The sequence below is a fragment of the Paraburkholderia polaris genome, from assembly GCF_012927345.1.
Taxonomy (GTDB): domain Bacteria; phylum Pseudomonadota; class Gammaproteobacteria; order Burkholderiales; family Burkholderiaceae; genus Paraburkholderia; species Paraburkholderia polaris.
The window spans coordinates 250,768-268,211 of the sequence record NZ_JABBGJ010000001.1; the positions used below are offsets into that span (position 1 = coordinate 250,768).

The window sequence follows — 17,444 nt, forward strand, 5'->3', positions numbered from 1 at the left end:
CAATGCGCCGACGGCGTCTCCAGACGAACGTGAGCGAGGCGCCACGTGACGATTGGACGCCGTGGCCAGGCATACATGCCGGGTCAAACCTATTCCATCAACCTCTCATTGCTGCCAGGGGTACATGATGCAAGTAACAGACGAAGCAGTTAAAAGCACGGTAGTCAGCGTCGAGCACGGCGCTATTGAAGGTCATTCAATCGATTTTATTCCGGATAACGAAAGAACGGACAGGTTATCCAGGCAAGGGCCGTTCTGGTTTCTGGGTAATTTCACGTTCTTTACCATGACCATTGGCTTTGTCGGTCCCAGCATTGGCCTGAGTGCGCTGTGGACCACCATAGCCGGCACGCTCGGCATCATGTTCGGCACCTTGTTCATGGCCTTTCACGGCTCGCAGGGACCGCATCTCGGCTTGCCGCAGATGATCCAGTCGAGAGCGCAATTCGGTTATCGCGGGGTCATTGTGGTCCTGTTGGCGACACTATTCGTGTTTGCTGGATTCAATATCGTCAACCTCGTGCTGATGATGCAAGGTCTCAAATCATTGTTCAATTGGGACCCCGTCAAGGTGGCGTTGGCAGTGACCGTGCCGGCTTCGGTTCTGGCGATTCTCGGCCATGACTGGATGCACCGCAGTTTCAAATGGGCGTTGTATCTGTCGATTCCCCTTTACGGCCTGGTCACCGTGGCCGTCCTGATGCACTGGGTGCCCGACTTGCCGCTCGCCGCCGCTGCACCGGGCGCGGCACCGATGCCGCCGCTGGGCTTCAACTGGATTGCATTCATTGCGCAATTCGCAGCAGCCGCCAGCTACAACATCGCTTACGCACCCTACGTCTCCGACTATTCGCGCTACCTGCCGAAAAACACGCCGAGCGGCAAGCTGATCGCGGCGGTGTTCCTGGGCGCATCGCTGTCGGGCGCGTGGATGATCGCGATTGGGGGCTGGCTCGCGGACCATCTGCATGCAACCGATGTACTGGTCGCATTGAATCAGGTAGGCAACGATCTCGCGCCGGGCTTGGGAAGCGTGGTGGTTGCCGTCACGATCCTGGCGTTTCTGCCGGTGATCGCGATGAACATCTATAGCGCCAAATTGACAACCATCACGGCAGTTGATTCGTTCCGGAAAGTCCAGCCGACTCCGAGGACGCGCATTCTGGCGATTTTCTTCGTGGTGATCCTTCAGCTCGGCGTGGCCCTGAGCATCTATACCTCGGGTAAGGGTCTCTCCGTCCTGAATATTTACCTCGTCGTCATGCTGTATTTTCTGGTGCCCTGGACCGCGGTCAATCTGACGGACTACTTTTTCGTCCGCAAGGGGCGCTATGCGATTCCGCACTTCTTCATACCTGACAACAACCTGTACGGCAAATGGGGCGCGCGCGGTTTGCTGGCCTACGCGATCGGCTTTGCCTCGATGATCCCGTTCTTCTGCGTTCTCGACGGATCAAACGAAGTGTATGTCGGCCCGTTTGCCCGTGCGATGGGCAGCGTCGATCTGGCCTGGCTGGTCGGTCTGTTCGTCTCGGGCATCGCCTATTACGTGTTGTCGCGCTCGCTCGATCTGAAGTACGAAGCAAAGGTCATCGCCCAGATCGAGAAGACGTCACCGCAATACACCACCGGCGACAAGCGTCGCTATTGATCCACAGACGAACTCGTCAAGATCCAGAAAGCAGGTAAATATCATGGTTACCGAGCAATTCGATTACATCATTGTGGGCGCCGGATCGGCCGGATGTGTATTGGCCAACCGGCTCACCGAGGACCCGGCGGTCCGTGTTCTGGTACTGGAATACGGCGGCAGCGATCGCAGCGTCATCATTCAGATGCCGAGCGCGTTTTCGATGCCGATGAATACGTCCAAGTACAACTGGCGTTATCAGACTGCCCCCGAAGCGCATCTGAATGGCCGCCAGTTGCACTGCCCACGCGGCAAGGTGCTGGGAGGCTCATCGTCGATCAACGGCCTCGTCTATATTCGCGGCCACGCGTGCGACTTCGATGAATGGGAGGAACTCGGCGCGCGAGGCTGGGGTTATCGAAACTGTTTGCCCTATTTCCGGCGCGCGGAGAGCTACAAGTTTGGTGGCGACGAGTACCGGGGCGCGGAGGGACCGCTGTCCACCAACAACGGCAATAACATGGCGAATCCGCTGTATGGTGCGTGGATCGAGGCGGGGGCAGAAGCCGGATACATCAAGACGGAGGACTGCAATGGTCATATGCAGGAAGGCTTCGGCGCGATGCATATGACCGTCAAGGATGGGGTGCGCTGGTCGACCGCCAATGCCTACTTGCGCCCTGCAATGAAGCGGCCGAATCTGACCGTCGTGACGAATGCGATGACACGTCACGTGATTCTCGAGGGCAAGCGTGCCGTTGGGGTCGCATACGATCAAGGCGGACGCACGCATGTCGCGCGCTGCCGTTCGGAAGTATTGATCGCCTCCGGACCGATCGGCTCGCCGCACTTGCTGCAACGTTCCGGCATCGGGCCGGCCGACGTACTGCGCAAGGCGGGGATCGAGGTCCGGCACCACCTGCCCGGAGTCGGCGAGAACCTCCAGGATCACGCGGAAATCTATATCCAGTACGCGTGCAAGGAGCCCGTCACGCTTAACGCCAAAATGGATCCGTTCAGCAAATTCATGATTGGGCTGCGCTGGCTCTTGTTCAAGGATGGCCTGGGCGCCAGCAACCATTTCGAGGCGGGCGGATTCATCCGCTCCGAAGTCGGTTTGCGCTGGCCGGACATTCAATTCCATTTCTTGCCGGCCGCCATGCGCTATGACGGCGACAAGCCGTTCAAAGGGCACGGATTCATGGTGCTGACCGGGCCCAACAAGCCGAAGAGCCGAGGCCACGTGCGAGCGGTGTCGGCCGACCCCTATACGCATCCGGAGATCCGCTTCAACTACCTGGATCGGGAAGAGGACCGCGAGGGATTTCGACGCTGCGTGCGCTTGACCCGGGAAATCATCGGGCAGCCGGCGATGGACCGCTTCCGTGACGTCGAACTCGCTCCTGGGCCGGACGTGCAAACGGATGAACAAATCGATGCCTTCGTCAGGGCGAACCTTGAAAGTACGATGCATCCGTGCGGCTCGTGTCGCATGGGGGAGGACGACATGGCCGTGGTCGATTCCGAGTTGCGGGTTCGCGGCATCGAAGGTCTGCGAGTGATCGATTCATCTGTTTTCCCGACCGAACCCAATGGCAATCTGAATGCGCCGACGATCATGCTCGCGGAACGCGCATCGGATCTGGTCCGCGCGATGTCTATGTTGCCCGCGTCGGATGCCGACGTGGGTCTGGCCGAGGGATGGGAGACGCGGCAACGCACGCATGCGCCAGCGCGAGATGTGTCTATCGGGTAACGGGTCGCTCCGGCGCCGCCGTTGCCAGGGCCACGCATTGCTGTGCAAGGACATCGGTTGGATCGACCAGGCGCACGCGTGCGCCGGATCATCCAATGTCATCAGCGATGGCGTGTGCCTCGAAATGAGTGTGTGATGCTACGGCGGCGTGACGCTGCTCAATCTCCATCAGCCCGATCCCACGGCGGCACACCGCCAAACGCATCGGCCAGGAAATCGATCATTGCGCGTATCTTGGCACTCAAGTGCCGACGACTTGGGTACAACGCAAGTACGTCGATGTCGGGCAAGCGATACTCAGGCAATACCTGAACGAGCTTGCCAGCGCGCAGGTCGTTGCCGATCAGAAACGTGGGTTGCCAGATCACGCCTTGCCCAGCGAGCGCCGCTGCGCGTGCTGTATCGCCATTGTTGGTATGCATGTGACAGTTGACCTTCACGGCGTGAGCCTTGCGCTCAGTGTCGATTAGTTGCCACTCGTCGCCGGTGGCCGCATAGGAGTAGCCGATGCATCGATGCTCGATCAAGTCCGCTGGCGCTGCGGGGTATCCGCAACGCGCCAGATAGTCTGGCGACGCGCACAGGATGTTTCTCGATGTCGCCAGCTTGCGGGCGGCGTGGCTAGTCGAACCGGCGCGTGAGATGCGAATGGCGAGGTCGTAGCCTTCGTCGACGATATCGACGACGCGGTCAATCAGCGCAACGTCGAGTTCCACCTCGGGATATTTCCGCATGAACTCGGGCCATAGCGGCGCGAGGTGCAGAATCCCGAAGCTCACCGGCGCATTGATGCGCAGTCGGCCGCGCGGTTCGACCGACGCAGATGACACGAGCCCCTCAGTCTCGGCGACGTCGTCGAGGATAGATTTGCAGCGGGCGTAAAAGGTCTCGCCGCCCTCGGTGAGAGAAAGCCTGCGTGAGGTGCGATTCAGCAGGCGTGTGCCGAGATGTGCTTCCAACTCGTTCACGTAGCGCGTCACGTTGGCGGGCGATGTTTCGAGCGCATCGGCTGCGCGCGTGAAGCTGCCGCGGCTCACCACGGTCACGAAGACTTCAAAAGCGCGCAGCCGATCCATGTCCCGCTCCGATCATTCACAAATGCTGAATGATATACCCATGTTTTGTGCCTTTCTGCCTCTGCGGCTGAAGCCTATATTGCTTCCCATGGACCAAGGCATTGGGCACTGGCCAGCAAACTGCAGCAGGAGATTGAACATGCAACGCTTAACAGGAAAAGTCGCCATCGTGACTGGCGCCAGTGCGGGAATTGGCCGCGCCACCGCAAAACTGTTCGCCGCAGAAGGCGCAAAAGTGGTGATCGCAGCGCGCCGTGAAGCTGAACTTGAAACGCTCGCTGCCGAGATCGTTAGCGAAGGTGGTGAGGCCGCGTTTCTGGCGGGCGACGTGCAGTCAGAGGACTTCTCGAAAGCGCTGGTCGCGCTTGCCGTTAGCCGCTTCGGCCGTCTTGACATCGCCTATAACAATGCCGGCACGCTGGGCGAAATGGGTCCGACCACGGGCGTGTCAGAGGCAGGCTGGTCGGCCGCATTGGCGACCAATCTGACGAGCGCTTTTTTGGGCGCGAAGCACCAGATTCCCGAAATGCTGAAGCAAGGCGGTGGATCAATCATCTTCACGTCAACGTTCGTCGGCTACTCGTTCGCATTCCCGGGCACGGCGGCATACGCTGCGAGCAAGGCCGGATTGATTGGTTTGACGCAGGCGCTCGCAGCGGAGTATGGACCGCAAGGTGTGCGCGTCAACGCCATTCTGCCCGGCGCGGTGGACACGCCGATGTATCGCGACATGAACGACACCGCCGAATCGCAGGCCTTCGTGACCGGGTTGCACGCGCTCAAGCGGGTCGCACGGCCGGAAGAACTCGCCCGCTCGGTGCTTTATCTCGCGTCCGATGACTCGTCCTTTGTGACCGGTACCGCTTCGCTAGTCGATGGCGGCGCGTCGATTACACGGACGTGAGTCTGTTGGCGGCGTCTAACGTCGAAGACACTTTGTTTTGAAGAGATCGTCGACGGGGGCTGGCTACGCTTCGTCGACGTCAACGTCTTGAGCCGCAGGTTCTAGATGCCCAGATCCGTTGCGATACGAATCACGGGTTTTCCGCCAGCAACGCTTTGATCTTCGCCTCGGTCTGTTCGTAGTCACCTTCGCCAAAGTGCGTGTAGACCACGTGTCCTTTCTTGTCGACGAGATAAAACGCAGGCCAATACTGGTTGTCGTAGGCACGCCACGTTGCGTAGCTATTGTCCTGCGCTACGGGGAACGTAATGTCAAAGCGCTTGATCGCTGTTTTGACGTTGTCCGTGTTGCCCTCGAACGGATACTCGGGCGTGTGGACGCCAACCACCACCAGACCCTGGTCCTTGTATTTCTGATTCCAGGTTTTGACGTAGGGCAGCACGTGGATGCAGTTGATACAGGTGTAGGTCCAGAAATCGACCAGTACAACCTTGCCCCGCAACTGCTGCATGGTCAGGGGATCGCTATTGAGCCATTTGTCGATGCCGGCGAATTCCGGCGCGGTAGTGCTTTTGTTGGCCTGGTTTGCAGCGGGACTTGCGGCAGCGCTGGCCGCAGGACTTGTAACGAGCGTAGCAATTGCGGCGGCGCTGGCTGCCACGGTTGCAGCGAACAGGGCGACGGTAGCGGTGGTTTTGAGTCGGGAGAGCATGTCAGCGTCCTTTCGTGAAAGGGAATATCTGGGCGTAGACCTGGACCTGGCGCCGGGTATTCCAGTGGTGAGCATGCCTGCATTGGAACGCCCGTTCGTATCTGGCTTGTGTCGCCGAGGCGGCGCGGGTGCAATGTTTTGTGTCAGGGGAATGCCCAGATACATTGCGATACAAAGCGGCGCGCTTATTGGGCTATAAAGCAGGGGCTATAAAGCAGCCATCCCTACCGCGGAGCGCTACATGAGTACCGAACTGTTGCAAGGGTCCTGTCATTGCGGGACCGTGAAATTTGAAGTCCGTACCGCCGTCGTCCCCGCTGGGCGTTGCAATTGCAGCCTGTGCCGGCGCAAGGGCGCGCTGATGACGCCACCGTTCGCCGCGGGCGAACTGAAGATCCTGCAAGGTGAGGAAGAGCTGACGCTCTACCAGTTCAATACGCGCACGGCAAAGCACTACTTCTGCAAGCATTGCGGTATTTATCCGTTCCACCAGACGCGTAAGGATCCCCAGTTGTGGCGGGTCAACATCGGTTGCCTCGCGGGCGTTGACCCGTATACGCTGGAGGCCAGTGTTGCCAATGGCGCCAGCCTGCCCGTCGTGGAGGACGCATGAGACGGCTCATGGCGATTCTCGCCTTCCTGGCGAGCGGCTTGGCAGCAGAACTGGCGCACCCCGTGCATTGTTCGCTGGTCAACGTAAGCCGGGTGCGAGTCAAGCGTCGAAAGGATTGATCCATTGATGGAAAACACCGACCACGTGCTGATCGTCGACGACGATCGCGGCATCCGTGAATTGCTCGCAACCTATCTCGAGAAGAACGGCATGCGCGTTTCGTTAGCCGCCAACGGCCGGCAGATGCGCACGATCCTCGAGCAGGGCGCGCCTGATCTGATCGTGCTGGATTTGATGCTGCCCGGCGAAGACGGACTCGTGCTGTGCCGGGAATTGCGCGCCGGCAAGTTCCGCTCCGTGCCGGTATTGATGCTGACCGCCCGCAGCGAAGAGGCGGATCGCATTGTCGGGCTGGAAATGGGCGCTGATGATTACCTATCCAAACCGTTTGCGGTGCGCGAACTGCTGGCACGCATCCGCTCCGTGCTGCGCCGCGCGCGCATGCTGCCACCCGGCATGCAGGTGACGGAAACCGCGCCGATGATCGGCTTCGGCGACTGGCGGCTCGACACCACCGCGCGTCATCTGCTCGACGCCGAGGGCACGATGGTGGCCCTGAGTGGGGCGGAATACCGCTTGCTGCGCGTGTTCCTCGATCATCCACAGCGCGTGCTCACGCGGGATCAACTGCTCAATCTGACCCAGGGCCGCCAGGCCGATCCGTTCGACCGCTCGATCGATCTGCTGGTCAGCCGCCTGCGGCAGCGCCTGCAGGATGTGGCGCGCGAACCGCGTTACATCAAGACGCTTCGAAGTGAAGGCTATGTGTTCTCGGCGGCCGTGACCATGATCGAAGCCAATCCATGAAGCTGAATGCGTTGCTGCGGTGGCCGCGCACGTTGTTCGCGCGGCTTGCCCTGATTCTCTTTGTCAGCCTTGCGCTGGTGCAAACGCTGTCGGTCTGGCTCACCATGACGGAACGGGACCAGACCATGACGAATGTGATGATGGGTTACATCGAACGTGAGGTCACCAGTTCCGTCGCGCTGCTCGATCATTTGCCGCCGAACGAACGCGCAGACTGGCTGCCGAGACTGGCGCGGCGCACCTATACCTTCGTTCTGGGGCCCGGTGTCGCCGGCGCGCCCCCGGATGCGAAGCTCTCGGAGAGGGTGGCGCAATCCATCGCAGACGGCATCGGCAAGCGCTATCCGCTAACGGCCAACGCCGTGCCGGGCGACCCGGACCGTCTGCAGGTCCATCTGCAGTTGAGTGACGGCACACCGCTGACGATCGACTACCACCCCATGCCAGGCGCGCCGCTATCGCCGTGGTTGTCGTGGGTGCTGGTGCTGCAACTGGTGGTGCTGGCCGCATGCTGCTGGCTGGCAGTACGGCTGGCGACGCGCCCGTTGAGCCAGTTGGCGCGAGCGGCCGATACCTTGGGCCCCGACCTGAAGGCGGAGCGCCTGCCTGAAGACGGACCGGACGAAGTGGCGCGCGCGGCGCGAGCGTTCAACGCCATGCAGGACCGCATCAGGCTGTACATGACCGAGCGCTTGCAGATCCTCGCGGCGATTTCGCACGACCTGCAGACGCCGATTACCCGTATGCAGTTGCGCGTTGACGTGATGGACGACAGCCCACAGGGTGCCAAGCTGCAGCAGGACCTGCAGGAAATGGAAACAATGGTCAAGGAAGGCGTCACGTACGCGCGCACCATGCACGGCGCCAGTGAGGCGCCCCTGCGCATCGATCCGGATGCGCTGTTCGACAGCCTCGTGTTCGACTATGTCGATGCCGGCAAGGACGTTTCACTGCACGGGAGAGTCGACACGGCGCTGGTGACGCGTCCTCAGGCGTTGCGCCGGATCGTGGGCAATCTCGTCGATAACGCGCTGAAGTTCGGTGGGGCGGCCGAGATCAGGGTCGCTGCTTCGCAGGACGGACACGTTACGGTCTCAGTGCTCGATCGCGGGCCAGGTATTCCGGCTGAGTCGCTGGAAGCGGTGTTTGAACCATTCTATCGGCTGGAAGGATCGCGCAACCGCGGAACCGGCGGTACCGGGCTGGGCCTCGCGATCGCGCGGCAACTCGCCTTGGCGATGGACGCGGCGCTGTCGTTGCATAACCGGCCCGACGGCGGCCTGGAAGCCCGGCTTGTGTTGAAAGGCGTCAGGCAGATTCCGATGGCTCACTGATTGCGTTGTCTGCCGCATTTTTTCGTCAAGGAGCGTCAATGCTCACCCTGCCTTCTCTGTATCTCAATGTATCTCCACCGTCGGTAAATACATAAGATTTCACTGGCGCTCCTGGCAGACACATGCCAGATACGTCCACGGGTTTTAATACTTCCAGGCCAGATTGTTCTGGCTTCGCAAGCCAGACATGCACCGCGCTTGCGCGGCTAATCTTTGAGGAGATTAACGATGACGGACCAGATCAATACTCGACGTCGTCGTCTGCTTGGGACGACAGTTGCCGGTATCAGTTTGATGGAGTTGGGTTTGAGCGGACTCGCGCAGGCGCAATCGAACGGTACACCACCCAATCCAAACGCGGCGAATGCTGCACCGCGGGTTGCTTCGTTCGACAACATCCGCCAGATCAATGCCGGAACGCTCCGCATAGGTTATGCGGAAGCGGGTCCGCAGAATGGACCGGTGGTCATCCTGCTGCACGGCTGGCCCTACGATATCTACAGCTTCGCCGAAGTCACGCCATTACTTGCAGCCGCGGGCTACCGGGTCATCGTGCCGTATCTGCGTGGCTATGGTTCGACACGGTTTCTGTCGGCGGATACGCCGCGCAACGGTCAGCAAGCTGTGGTTGCCGTCGACATCATTGCATTGATGGACGCATTGAAGATCGACAAAGCCATCCTCGGCGGCTTCGATTGGGGCGCGCGCACGGTGAATATCATTGCGGCGCTGTGGCCGCAGCGCTGCAAGGCGATGGTGTCGGTAAGCGGTTATCTGATCGGCAGTCAGGAAGCCAACAAGGCGCCGCTGCCGCCGAAGGCTGAACTGGCCTGGTGGTATCAGTTCTATTTCGCCACAGAGCGTGGTTATGCCGGGTATGAAGCGAATCGCCACGACTTCAATAAGCTGATCTGGCGTCTCGCGTCGCCGAAATGGAATTTCGACGATGCGACGTACGAACGCTCGGCTGAGTCGTTCAACAATCCGGATCACGTCGCGGTGGTGATTCACAACTACCGCTGGCGTCTGGGGCTGGTCAAGGGTGAGCCGCAATACGACGAGCTCGAAGCGCGTCTGGCGAAGGCGCCGACCATCTCCGTTCCGACCATCACGATGGAAGGCGACGCCAACGGCGCACCGCATCCCGATCCGGCAGCCTACGCGAAGAAGTTCACGGGTAAGTATCTGCACCGGAACATCGACGGCGGCATCGGACATAACCTGCCACAGGAAGCGCCGAAGGCATTTGCCGATGCCATCGTCGACGTCGGCCGCCTTTAACTGGCGTGCATTGACTGATTACGCACAACCTGACCGAGCACGGCACAAGCAATCAACAGCGAGCCGGTGACAAAGAACACCGCGTGCAGACCGAGATGGACGCCGATCAATCCGCCGATCAGCGGCCCGACAACCTGACCGGCGAATTGCGCAGACTGAAGATACCCGAGCATCGTTCCCGACTGGTGTTCAGTGGCCGCGTGCCGGACCAGTTTCGCAATCGACGGCAGCAGGCCAGCCAGCGTCATGCCCATCAACCCGCGCAGGAGCGCCAATTGCCACCACTGCGTGACGAACGCTTGCGGCACCATGATGAATCCAGTCAACACGAGGCAACCGATAATCACGTTCCAACTGCCGATCCGGTCTGCCAGTGCGCCAAGCCGCGCCGCAGTCAGCATGCTGCCGAACGCCGAGCACGCCATCACGATGCCGGCGGTGCGGGCCAGGTGGTCGGTCGGCACATTGAGGTGCGCGATATACACGGTGATGATCGGTTCGATCGACATGTTGGCGAGCAGCACCATCATCGCGGTGAGCAGCAGCGTGATCATCACGGTGCGGTTGGCCAGCTTCGGCGCCGCAACGCTGGTTGAGGCGCGCGCTTTGGTATCGGAGTCAGGGTGAAAATCTTCTCGTACGAACAGGATCGTTAGCAACGCGGCGACTGCGATCATGGCGCCGCCGGCGAAGAAGGTACTGCGAATGCTGATCAACGAGGGCAGATAACCGCCGACCAGCGGACCCGCGAGACTGCCGGCCAGCGAGCCGGTCGACAGAATGCCGAGTGCCCACCCCGCGCGTTCGCGCGGCGCCTGGGTGCCGATCATCACAATCGACGCTGATGCATATCCGCCGATCAATCCGGCCAGCAACCGCAACACCACCAGCTCGGTCACGTTGTGCGCCATGCCGATCAACGACATTACAATCGCCATGCCGACCGCCGCCCTCACGAGCATTGGCTTGCGCCCATAACGATCGGCCAGACGTCCCCAGAGCGGCGCCGTGACGGCCGTGCCGAGAAAGGTCGCGCCGAACGCCACGCCTGACCATTGCACGATCGCAGCCTGCGAAGTCACGCCCAGTTGCTGCACATAGAGCGGCAGAAACGGCAGCAACATGCTCAGACTGACGAGCGTGGTAAACGAGCCGAACACGCAAATGAACAGGTTGCGGCGCCAGTAGAGGGTATTTCGTGTGGCGTAGCTGGTGGTGTTCGCGAACCCGGCCCCGACCCCACTGGGCACCACATTGGCTGGCTGATTCATAAAGCCCCCCGCGATTCGGTGCGCATTCGCGCACCGGCGATCCGCATCACTTCCTGTTCTGAGTCCATTGCCTGCTCCTTGCGCTAGGCGCTGCAGCCAGGTTTGGCCGCAGCCGTTACCAATGGAAACCAGTTTAGGGACGAACACGCGGCGAGAGAATCGCCGCCGCGCGGCAGCTATTCTTCCGCGACTCGGTTCAATCCGCGTCGGTGATCGCTTTGAGCGCGCTGAAACGGGTGCGCAAACGCGGTACCGCGAAGTCGACGAAGGCCCGGACTTTCGGCACCGCGAGACGGCCTTGCGGCGTGAGCAGATGAACGGGGAGCGGCGCCTGCTCGTAACCGGTCAGCACGATCTTCAACGAAGCTTCGCGGACCTGTTCGGCGACGTGATACGAAAAGAGCCGCGTGACGCCGTATCCGTCGACGGCGGAGGCCACCGCGCCCTGCACGCTGTTGACGATCAGCCGCGGCGTGAAGTGCACCGTTTGCGGCGCGGCGGAATTGTTCGACGACGGAAAACTCCACGAATCGACGCCAAAGTGCGTCATCGAAATGATCCGGTGTTGGGCGAGATCAGCGGGTTCCTTGAGACGCGGATGTTTGGCGAGATAGCCTGGAGCGGCGGCCACCACCCGGCGTACTTCGCCGACCGGTGTCGCGATCAGCGTCGAATCGGCCAGGTGGGCAATGCGCAGCGCGACGTCGATGCCCTCGTCGATCAGGTTGGCAGGGCGGTCGAGCAGGTAGAGGCGCGCGGTGACGTCCGGGTACAGGTCCACAAACTCGTCGAGCAGCGGCCGCAGAAAGTCCTGACCGGCGGCTACGGGCGCGGTCAGCGTCAGCGTGCCGCGCGGCGCCGCGCGCTCGCCGGCAATCATCAGATCGGCTTCTTCGAGGTCGGTCAGGATTTGCCGGCATGAGGCGGCGTAACGCTCACCGGCTTCGCTCAGCTTGATCGTGCGCGTGGTGCGATGCAGTAGCGCCATGCCGACATGGGCTTCGAGAAACGCAATGGCCCGGCTCACGGCGGCGGGCGAACGGCCGAGACGCCGGCCTGCCGCGGCAAGGCTGCCCTCGTCGAGGGCGGTGACGAACACCTTCATCGCGTCGATTCGATCCATCGCCGTTCAGCCGTCAAGGGGGGACAAGGTGACGTCATCGTGCGGAGCGGTGCCGAGCGTCTCCACGAGAAAATCGACGAAGCGTCGCACCCGCAGCGACAGATGGCGTTTGTGGGGGTACAGCAGCACGAACGGCCGCGAGGTGCCGCCGAGCGCCGGCAACACTTCCACCAGACCGCCTGTCGCCAGGTCCTGCTCAACCACGAAACGATACGTCTGAAACAGACCCGCGCCGCTGCGCGCCAACGTCACGCCGCCGAGTACATCGCCCGCGCTCGAGTAACCGCCGTCCGTGAAATGCTCCTGCACGTGGTCCCCGCTTTTGAACAGCCAGGGAATCTTGCGGCCGCTGCTCGGCAGGTCGAACTGGATGCAATCGTGGCGCGCGAGGTCGTCCAGCGACGCCGGCGTTCCGGCTCGCGACAGATAAGCGCGACTGGCCACCACGACCAGTTCCGCGTCTTCTAGCTTGCGGGCAATCAGATTCGATTCGCCCGGCGCGCTTCCGCGAATGGCCAGATCGAAGCCTTCTTCGGCGAAGTCGATGTTGCGATTGCTGATGTGCACGTCGACCCGCACCTGCGGATGCTGTTCGCGGAAGGCCGGCAGGATGGGCAGCACGCGATAGTGCGCATAAGGCGTCGGCATGCTGATGCGTAACACGCCGGCGGCGGCGGACTGCTGGCCGGTCGCTTCGCGCTCTGCGTCGACGAGTTGTCCGAGCGCCTCGCGGCAACGCTCGTAGTAGGTCCTGCCCGCGTCGGTCAGCCGGATACGGCGCGTGGTTCTGACGAAGAGCCGTACCTCCATGCGCTCCTCGAGCCGCGACACCGAACGGCTCACCGCGGCAGGCGTGACGCCGGCAGCGGTTGCGGCGTCCGTAAAGCTCTCCAGTTCCGCCGCGAGACAGAACAGCTCGATGCTGCCGAGCATCAAGTCGTCGAACTGACGCTTGCTGTTTCGTTCGATGATCCGTGGATTATTCATTACGCGATGTATCAAATGAATTCGACATTGGCGTATTTATCAACATGGGTGGCATAAGTATAGTCATTTGCATGGGAGCCGGACAGACCTCGCAACTCCCTGCGGTGCCCGCTGATGCGTGGCCCGTAGCTATTTTCCCTTACCCATGGAGTCGAACATCATGAACACGCAAAACAAGACGGTCGTCATCACAGGTGCATCAAGTGGTATCGGCTTTGCGCTGACCAAGGCCTATCTGGAACGTGGCTACAACGTCGTCGGCAATGCCCGCACGATCGGCCGGTTGAACGCCGCCGCCGACAAGCTCGGCGCGCCGTCGAACTTCCTTGCCGTGGCGGGCGATATTGCGGACCCCGAGACAGCGCGCGTGCTGTTCGAGCGCGCAATCGCGACGTTTGGCCGTGTCGACATTCTGGTGAACAACGCGGGTATCTTTATCGCGAAGCCGGTTGCTGACTACACGACGGAAGATTTCGACGCCATTGTCGGCACTAATCTCAAAGGCTTCTTCTATCCGACGCAGCAAGCCGCCGCGCATATGTCGGCCAACGGTGCCGGGCACATCGTGAATATCACCGCGAGTATCGCGCTGCAACCGAACGTCAGCGTGCCGGCGTTGCTGCCGGTGCTGATCAAAGGCGGCATCAATGCGGCGACCCGCGGCCTCGCGCTCGAACTGGCGGCGAGCAACGTGCAGGTGTCGGCAGTCGCGCCCGGCATTATCGACACCCCGCTGCATGACAGCGGCACGCACGAATTCCTCAAGTCGATGCAACCCGTGGGCCGGATCGGCGCGGTTCAGGACATCGTCGATGCCGTGCTTTATCTGACCGATGCGAAATTCGTCACGGGCGTCATCGTGCCTGTGGATGGCGGAACGACTGCCGGCCGGTGGTAACACCGCCGTCGAACCTGGGACAACTGAAAGGAGTGCATCATGCCGTACATCAATATTCAGGTGACGCGCGAAGGCGTCACGCGCGAGCAGAAGGCCGAGTTGATCAAGGGCGCCACCGATCTTGTTTTACGCGTGTTGCACAAGGACCCCGCGGCCACTTTCGTCGTGATCGAGGAAATCGATACGGATAATTGGGGCTGGGGGGGCGAAACGATCACGGACATACGCGCACGGCAACGCTGAGCGCGCCGCGATTTAAAGGGGCTGAGGATATGAAGGACTCTCCGAATCTGCTCGCCCGGTTGGGCGTCGGCTTGCCGATCATCCAGGCGCCGATGGCGGGCCTGGGCACGGCGTCGCTCGCTGCGGCGGTATCGAACGCGGGCGCGTTGGGCTCGCTCGGTGTCGGTGCGATGAACGCGCAGGGCGCGCGGGCGGCGATCCACCAAATTCGCGCGTTGAGCAGCAAGCCGTTTAACGTCAATGTGTTTGCGCATGCGCCGGCCGTTGCCGATCCCGTTCGGGAGGCGCGTTGGCTCGAGTATCTCGCGCCGCATTTCGCGCGCTTCGGTGCTAAACCGCCCACGGCGCTGCGCGAGATCTATACGAGTTTTGTCGAAGACGACGCGATGCTCGAGATGTTGCTCGACGAGCGTCCGGCGGTGGTTAGCTTTCACTTCGGGTTGCCGTCGGCCGAGAAAATCGCGGCGCTACGCGAAGCCGGGATCATGCTGCTTGCGAGTGCCACCAGCCTTGACGAAGCCACTCAGATCCATGCAGCAGGATTAGACGGTGTCGTCGCACAGGGCGCCGAGGCAGGCGGTCATCGGGGTAATTTCGACCCGTCGTTACCGGACGAGTTGCTCGGCACGATGGCGCTCGTACGACTGATTGTTCGCGAGATTCCGCTGCCGGTGATCGCGGCCGGCGGCATCATGGATGGCGCGGGCATCGCGGCTGCGTTGGCGCTGGGCGCACAGGCGGCGCAACTCGGCACGGCATTCGTTGCATCGCCCGAATCTGCTGCCGACGCAGCGTATCGGGCCGCGCTGCTAAGTCCTGACAGTCGCACGACGTTCATTAGCGCGATTTCCGGACGTGCGGCGCGCGGCATCGAGAACCAGTTCAGTGAGTTGGGCGACGACCCAAGGCGACCTGCGTTGCCTGATTATCCGATCGCTTATGACGCCGGTAAGGCGTTGCATGCGGCCGCGAAAGCACAGGGAAGCGCCGCCTATGCGGCTCAATGGGCAGGGCAGGCCGTGCGGCTTTCGCGTGCGATGCCGGCGGCGGAGCTGGTTGAGACGCTCGTTCGCGAGGTTCGTGAAGCGCAAGCTGGAATGGTTAGGTGAATACTTTTCTCGGCTTCTCGGCTTCTCGGCTTCTCGGCTTCTCGGCTTCTCGACGCAGCGTCAATCGCTTTGCGACTCTCTCTGCGGGTTGACATGTGTGCGTGTGCCGGGCCTGATGTCGTGAAGCAGTGATGCTAGTCAGGTCCGGCCGGTTGCTTTCTGTTGCACCCTGGAGTCGCGCGCGTGGTGCCCTCGGGGGCACCACGCGTTGCGGGCTAGTGCTTGGTGCCGCCGCCGAGTCCACCTGTGAGGCCGCCGAGCAGGTTCGTCAACGGGGCGAGCGGAGACGAGCCGCCGCTTGCGCCGCTGAGTCCGCCGGTCAGTGTGCCGACCAGGTTGGTCAGTGGTGCAGCCGGATTGCTCGCGGAGCTCGTCGACGATCCGTGCGAGGTGCCGCCTCCCAAGCCTCCGGTCAGTCCGCCGAGCAAGGTGGTGACCGGTGCAAGGGGGCTGTTGCTGCCTTGCGAGGTGCCGCCTCCCAGGCCTCCCGTTAGTCCGCCAAGCAAGGTGGTAACCGGTGCGAGGGGGCTGCTGCTGCCTTGCGAGCCGCCGCTCACCGAGCCCACTGACAGGCCGCCGAGCAACGCGGTTACAGGTGCCAGCAGGCCACCGGTGCTATGTCCGCTCGATCCGCCTGCAACGCCTTTTGAACCACCGATTGCGCCGTTGCCCACGCCGTTGCCGTTTCCGCTGCCGCTGTTGTTGCCAACGGTGATCGGCACGATAGGTACGCTGATCGCGCCGACGCTGACGACCAGGTTCACGATCGGGTCAAGGAGGCCGCTGGTGATCTGGTTGCCGTTGCCGGAGCCTGCGCCAGTGGAGCCGCTGGAGCCGCCGTGACCGCCGTTCCCAGAGCCGCCGCCATTGCCGCCGCCGTTGCCGCCGCCATTGCCGCCGCCGTTGCCGCCGCCGTTGCCGCCGCCATTTCCACCGCCATTTCCACCGCCGTTGCCACCACCCGAACCGCCGGAGCCGCCCGAGCCGCCGGAGCCGCCGGAGCCGCCCGAGCCGCCGGAGCCGCCCGAGCCGCCGGAGCCGCCCGAGCCGCCCGAGCCACCCGAGCCACCCGAGCCACCCGAGCCGCCGGAGCCACCCGAGCCACCATGGCCACCGTCTCCAGAGCCGCCGCCGTACCCACCACCCGAACCACCGGAGCCACCGGAGCCACCCGAGCCACCCGAGCCACCATAGCCACCGTCTCCAATGCCGCCGCCGTACCCACTTCCCGAGCCGGAAGCCGAGACGCCGCCCCAGGCCGAGCCGCCGCTCCAACCAGAGCCACTAGTACCCGCACCACTGCCGGCCCAGGCGCCGGCTGTGCCACCGCCTCCTGCCCACGCGAATCCCGATCCTGGTTGCCCGGTAGTCGTCCATCCGCCGCCTTGTGTGACAGAGGTAGGCGGAGTGGACGTGACATCTCCAGCCTGACACGAAGTGGCTAGCGACCACCATAGGAGTGCGCTTGCCGACGCAACGAGAGTGTGTTTGAAGGGAGCCATGATTAGTCCTTTCGCGATGAAATCGCGTCCTGATTGGTCAAAGGTGTAATCAGTGCCCCCGGAAAACCGCTGATCGGTCTTTCAGAAAACGGTTGCTTTGTGCCCGATGCCGCGTGTGTGCGCGTCGCCTTCGTTTAG

General features: G+C 62.0%; 16 protein-coding genes. 10 read left to right on the plus strand and 6 right to left on the minus strand.

The genetic code is table 11. The features are described 5' to 3' along the window. Nucleotides 1-124: 124 nt before the first annotated feature. Both HHL24_RS01040 and betA read left to right on the plus strand, forming a co-directional pair. Nucleotides 125-1,651: a purine-cytosine permease family protein gene (locus tag HHL24_RS01040; protein WP_206002655.1), complete on the plus strand. Its 1,527-nt coding sequence runs from the start codon at nucleotides 125-127 to the stop codon at nucleotides 1,649-1,651. 43 nt (nucleotides 1,652-1,694) lie between these two features. Then, nucleotides 1,695-3,386, plus strand: a complete 1,692-nt coding sequence (gene betA, locus HHL24_RS01045) for a choline dehydrogenase (RefSeq protein WP_169483516.1) — start codon at nucleotides 1,695-1,697, stop codon at nucleotides 3,384-3,386. A gap of 158 nt (nucleotides 3,387-3,544) precedes the next feature. On the opposite strand, the gene HHL24_RS01050 is transcribed toward betA, so the two are convergent. Beyond that, nucleotides 3,545-4,462 (minus strand): LysR family transcriptional regulator, encoded by a 918-nt coding sequence (locus HHL24_RS01050; protein WP_169483517.1) that lies wholly within the window; start codon nucleotides 4,460-4,462, stop codon nucleotides 3,545-3,547. 139 nt (nucleotides 4,463-4,601) lie between these two features. Here HHL24_RS01050 and HHL24_RS01055 point away from each other — a divergent pair, with 139 nt between their 5' ends. After that, nucleotides 4,602-5,366: an SDR family oxidoreductase gene (locus HHL24_RS01055; protein ID WP_169483518.1), complete on the plus strand. Its 765-nt coding sequence runs from the start codon at nucleotides 4,602-4,604 to the stop codon at nucleotides 5,364-5,366. Nucleotides 5,367-5,496: 130 nt separating this feature from the next. On the opposite strand, the gene HHL24_RS01060 is transcribed toward HHL24_RS01055, so the two are convergent. Continuing rightward, entirely contained in the window at nucleotides 5,497-6,078 is a 582-nt protein-coding gene (locus tag HHL24_RS01060) for a thioredoxin family protein (protein ID WP_169483519.1), read from the minus strand. A 241-nt stretch (nucleotides 6,079-6,319) separates the two neighbouring features. On the opposite strand from HHL24_RS01060, the gene HHL24_RS01065 reads away from it, so the two are divergent. From HHL24_RS01065 to HHL24_RS01080, 4 genes are all read left to right on the plus strand, one after another. Further along, a complete protein-coding gene (locus HHL24_RS01065) occupies nucleotides 6,320-6,691 on the plus strand; it encodes a GFA family protein (RefSeq protein ID WP_169483520.1) in 372 nt (123 codons plus the stop codon). Between the two features lie 126 nt (nucleotides 6,692-6,817). Next, nucleotides 6,818-7,558 (plus strand): response regulator, encoded by a 741-nt coding sequence (locus HHL24_RS01070; protein ID WP_169483521.1) that lies wholly within the window; start codon nucleotides 6,818-6,820, stop codon nucleotides 7,556-7,558. Beyond that, nucleotides 7,555-8,892: a sensor histidine kinase gene (locus HHL24_RS01075; protein WP_169483522.1), complete on the plus strand. Its 1,338-nt coding sequence runs from the start codon at nucleotides 7,555-7,557 to the stop codon at nucleotides 8,890-8,892. The genes HHL24_RS01070 and HHL24_RS01075 overlap by 4 nt, the downstream gene beginning before the upstream one ends. Nucleotides 8,893-9,120: 228 nt before the next feature. Further along, the gene (locus HHL24_RS01080; protein ID WP_169483523.1) at nucleotides 9,121-10,173 is read left to right on the plus strand and encodes an alpha/beta fold hydrolase; all 1,053 of its coding nucleotides are present in this window, start codon (nucleotides 9,121-9,123) and stop codon (nucleotides 10,171-10,173) included. Here the strand turns inward: HHL24_RS01080 and HHL24_RS01085 are convergent. The 3 genes from HHL24_RS01085 to HHL24_RS01095 form a co-directional block, all read right to left on the minus strand. Further along, nucleotides 10,170-11,444, minus strand: coding sequence for an MFS transporter (locus HHL24_RS01085; RefSeq protein WP_169483524.1), 1,275 nt, complete (start codon nucleotides 11,442-11,444; stop codon nucleotides 10,170-10,172). The genes HHL24_RS01080 and HHL24_RS01085 overlap by 4 nt on opposite strands. Before the next feature lie 196 nt (nucleotides 11,445-11,640). Continuing rightward, nucleotides 11,641-12,567 (minus strand): LysR family transcriptional regulator, encoded by a 927-nt coding sequence (locus tag HHL24_RS01090; protein ID WP_169483525.1) that lies wholly within the window; start codon nucleotides 12,565-12,567, stop codon nucleotides 11,641-11,643. 6 nt (nucleotides 12,568-12,573) lie between these two features. Continuing rightward, nucleotides 12,574-13,554 carry a LysR family transcriptional regulator gene (locus HHL24_RS01095; protein ID WP_169483526.1) on the minus strand — a complete coding sequence of 327 codons (981 nt, stop codon included), beginning with the start codon at nucleotides 13,552-13,554 and terminating at the stop codon, nucleotides 12,574-12,576. A gap of 160 nt (nucleotides 13,555-13,714) precedes the next feature. Between HHL24_RS01095 and HHL24_RS01100 the strand changes: the two genes are divergently transcribed. Genes HHL24_RS01100 through HHL24_RS01110 form a run of 3 tightly spaced genes read left to right on the plus strand, consistent with a single transcriptional unit; the run spans nucleotide 13,715 to nucleotide 15,804 of the window. Then, complete coding sequence (locus tag HHL24_RS01100; RefSeq protein WP_169483527.1) at nucleotides 13,715-14,452, plus strand: SDR family NAD(P)-dependent oxidoreductase; 738 nt, start codon at nucleotides 13,715-13,717, stop codon at nucleotides 14,450-14,452. Between the two features lie 39 nt (nucleotides 14,453-14,491). Beyond that, nucleotides 14,492-14,695: a tautomerase family protein gene (locus HHL24_RS01105; RefSeq protein ID WP_169483528.1), complete on the plus strand. Its 204-nt coding sequence runs from the start codon at nucleotides 14,492-14,494 to the stop codon at nucleotides 14,693-14,695. 29 nt (nucleotides 14,696-14,724) lie between these two features. Continuing rightward, on the plus strand, nucleotides 14,725-15,804 hold the full coding sequence (locus HHL24_RS01110; RefSeq protein WP_169483529.1) for an NAD(P)H-dependent flavin oxidoreductase: 1,080 nt from the start codon (nucleotides 14,725-14,727) through the stop codon (nucleotides 15,802-15,804). Nucleotides 15,805-16,019: 215 nt separating this feature from the next. Here the strand turns inward: HHL24_RS01110 and HHL24_RS01115 are convergent, their stop codons facing one another. Next, nucleotides 16,020-17,306: a hypothetical protein gene (locus HHL24_RS01115; protein ID WP_169483530.1), complete on the minus strand. Its 1,287-nt coding sequence runs from the start codon at nucleotides 17,304-17,306 to the stop codon at nucleotides 16,020-16,022. Nucleotides 17,307-17,444 lie beyond the last annotated feature (138 nt).

Coding starts and splice junctions, on each gene's coding strand:
- HHL24_RS01105 (WP_169483528.1), top strand. CDS start 14,492: ATGCCGTACATCAATATTCAGGTGACGCGCGAAGGCGTCACGCGCGAG.
- betA (WP_169483516.1), top strand. CDS start 1,695: ATGGTTACCGAGCAATTCGATTACATCATTGTGGGCGCCGGATCGGCC.
- HHL24_RS01075 (WP_169483522.1), top strand. CDS start 7,555: ATGAAGCTGAATGCGTTGCTGCGGTGGCCGCGCACGTTGTTCGCGCGG.
- HHL24_RS01095 (WP_169483526.1), bottom strand. CDS start 13,554: ATGAATAATCCACGGATCATCGAACGAAACAGCAAGCGTCAGTTCGAC.
- HHL24_RS01070 (WP_169483521.1), top strand. CDS start 6,818: ATGGAAAACACCGACCACGTGCTGATCGTCGACGACGATCGCGGCATC.
- HHL24_RS01055 (WP_169483518.1), top strand. CDS start 4,602: ATGCAACGCTTAACAGGAAAAGTCGCCATCGTGACTGGCGCCAGTGCG.
- HHL24_RS01080 (WP_169483523.1), top strand. CDS start 9,121: ATGACGGACCAGATCAATACTCGACGTCGTCGTCTGCTTGGGACGACA.
- HHL24_RS01040 (WP_206002655.1), top strand. CDS start 125: ATGATGCAAGTAACAGACGAAGCAGTTAAAAGCACGGTAGTCAGCGTC.
- HHL24_RS01065 (WP_169483520.1), top strand. CDS start 6,320: ATGAGTACCGAACTGTTGCAAGGGTCCTGTCATTGCGGGACCGTGAAA.
- HHL24_RS01090 (WP_169483525.1), bottom strand. CDS start 12,567: ATGGATCGAATCGACGCGATGAAGGTGTTCGTCACCGCCCTCGACGAG.
- HHL24_RS01110 (WP_169483529.1), top strand. CDS start 14,725: ATGAAGGACTCTCCGAATCTGCTCGCCCGGTTGGGCGTCGGCTTGCCG.
- HHL24_RS01085 (WP_169483524.1), bottom strand. CDS start 11,444: ATGAATCAGCCAGCCAATGTGGTGCCCAGTGGGGTCGGGGCCGGGTTC.
- HHL24_RS01050 (WP_169483517.1), bottom strand. CDS start 4,462: ATGGATCGGCTGCGCGCTTTTGAAGTCTTCGTGACCGTGGTGAGCCGC.
- HHL24_RS01115 (WP_169483530.1), bottom strand. CDS start 17,306: ATGGCTCCCTTCAAACACACTCTCGTTGCGTCGGCAAGCGCACTCCTA.
- HHL24_RS01100 (WP_169483527.1), top strand. CDS start 13,715: ATGAACACGCAAAACAAGACGGTCGTCATCACAGGTGCATCAAGTGGT.
- HHL24_RS01060 (WP_169483519.1), bottom strand. CDS start 6,078: ATGCTCTCCCGACTCAAAACCACCGCTACCGTCGCCCTGTTCGCTGCA.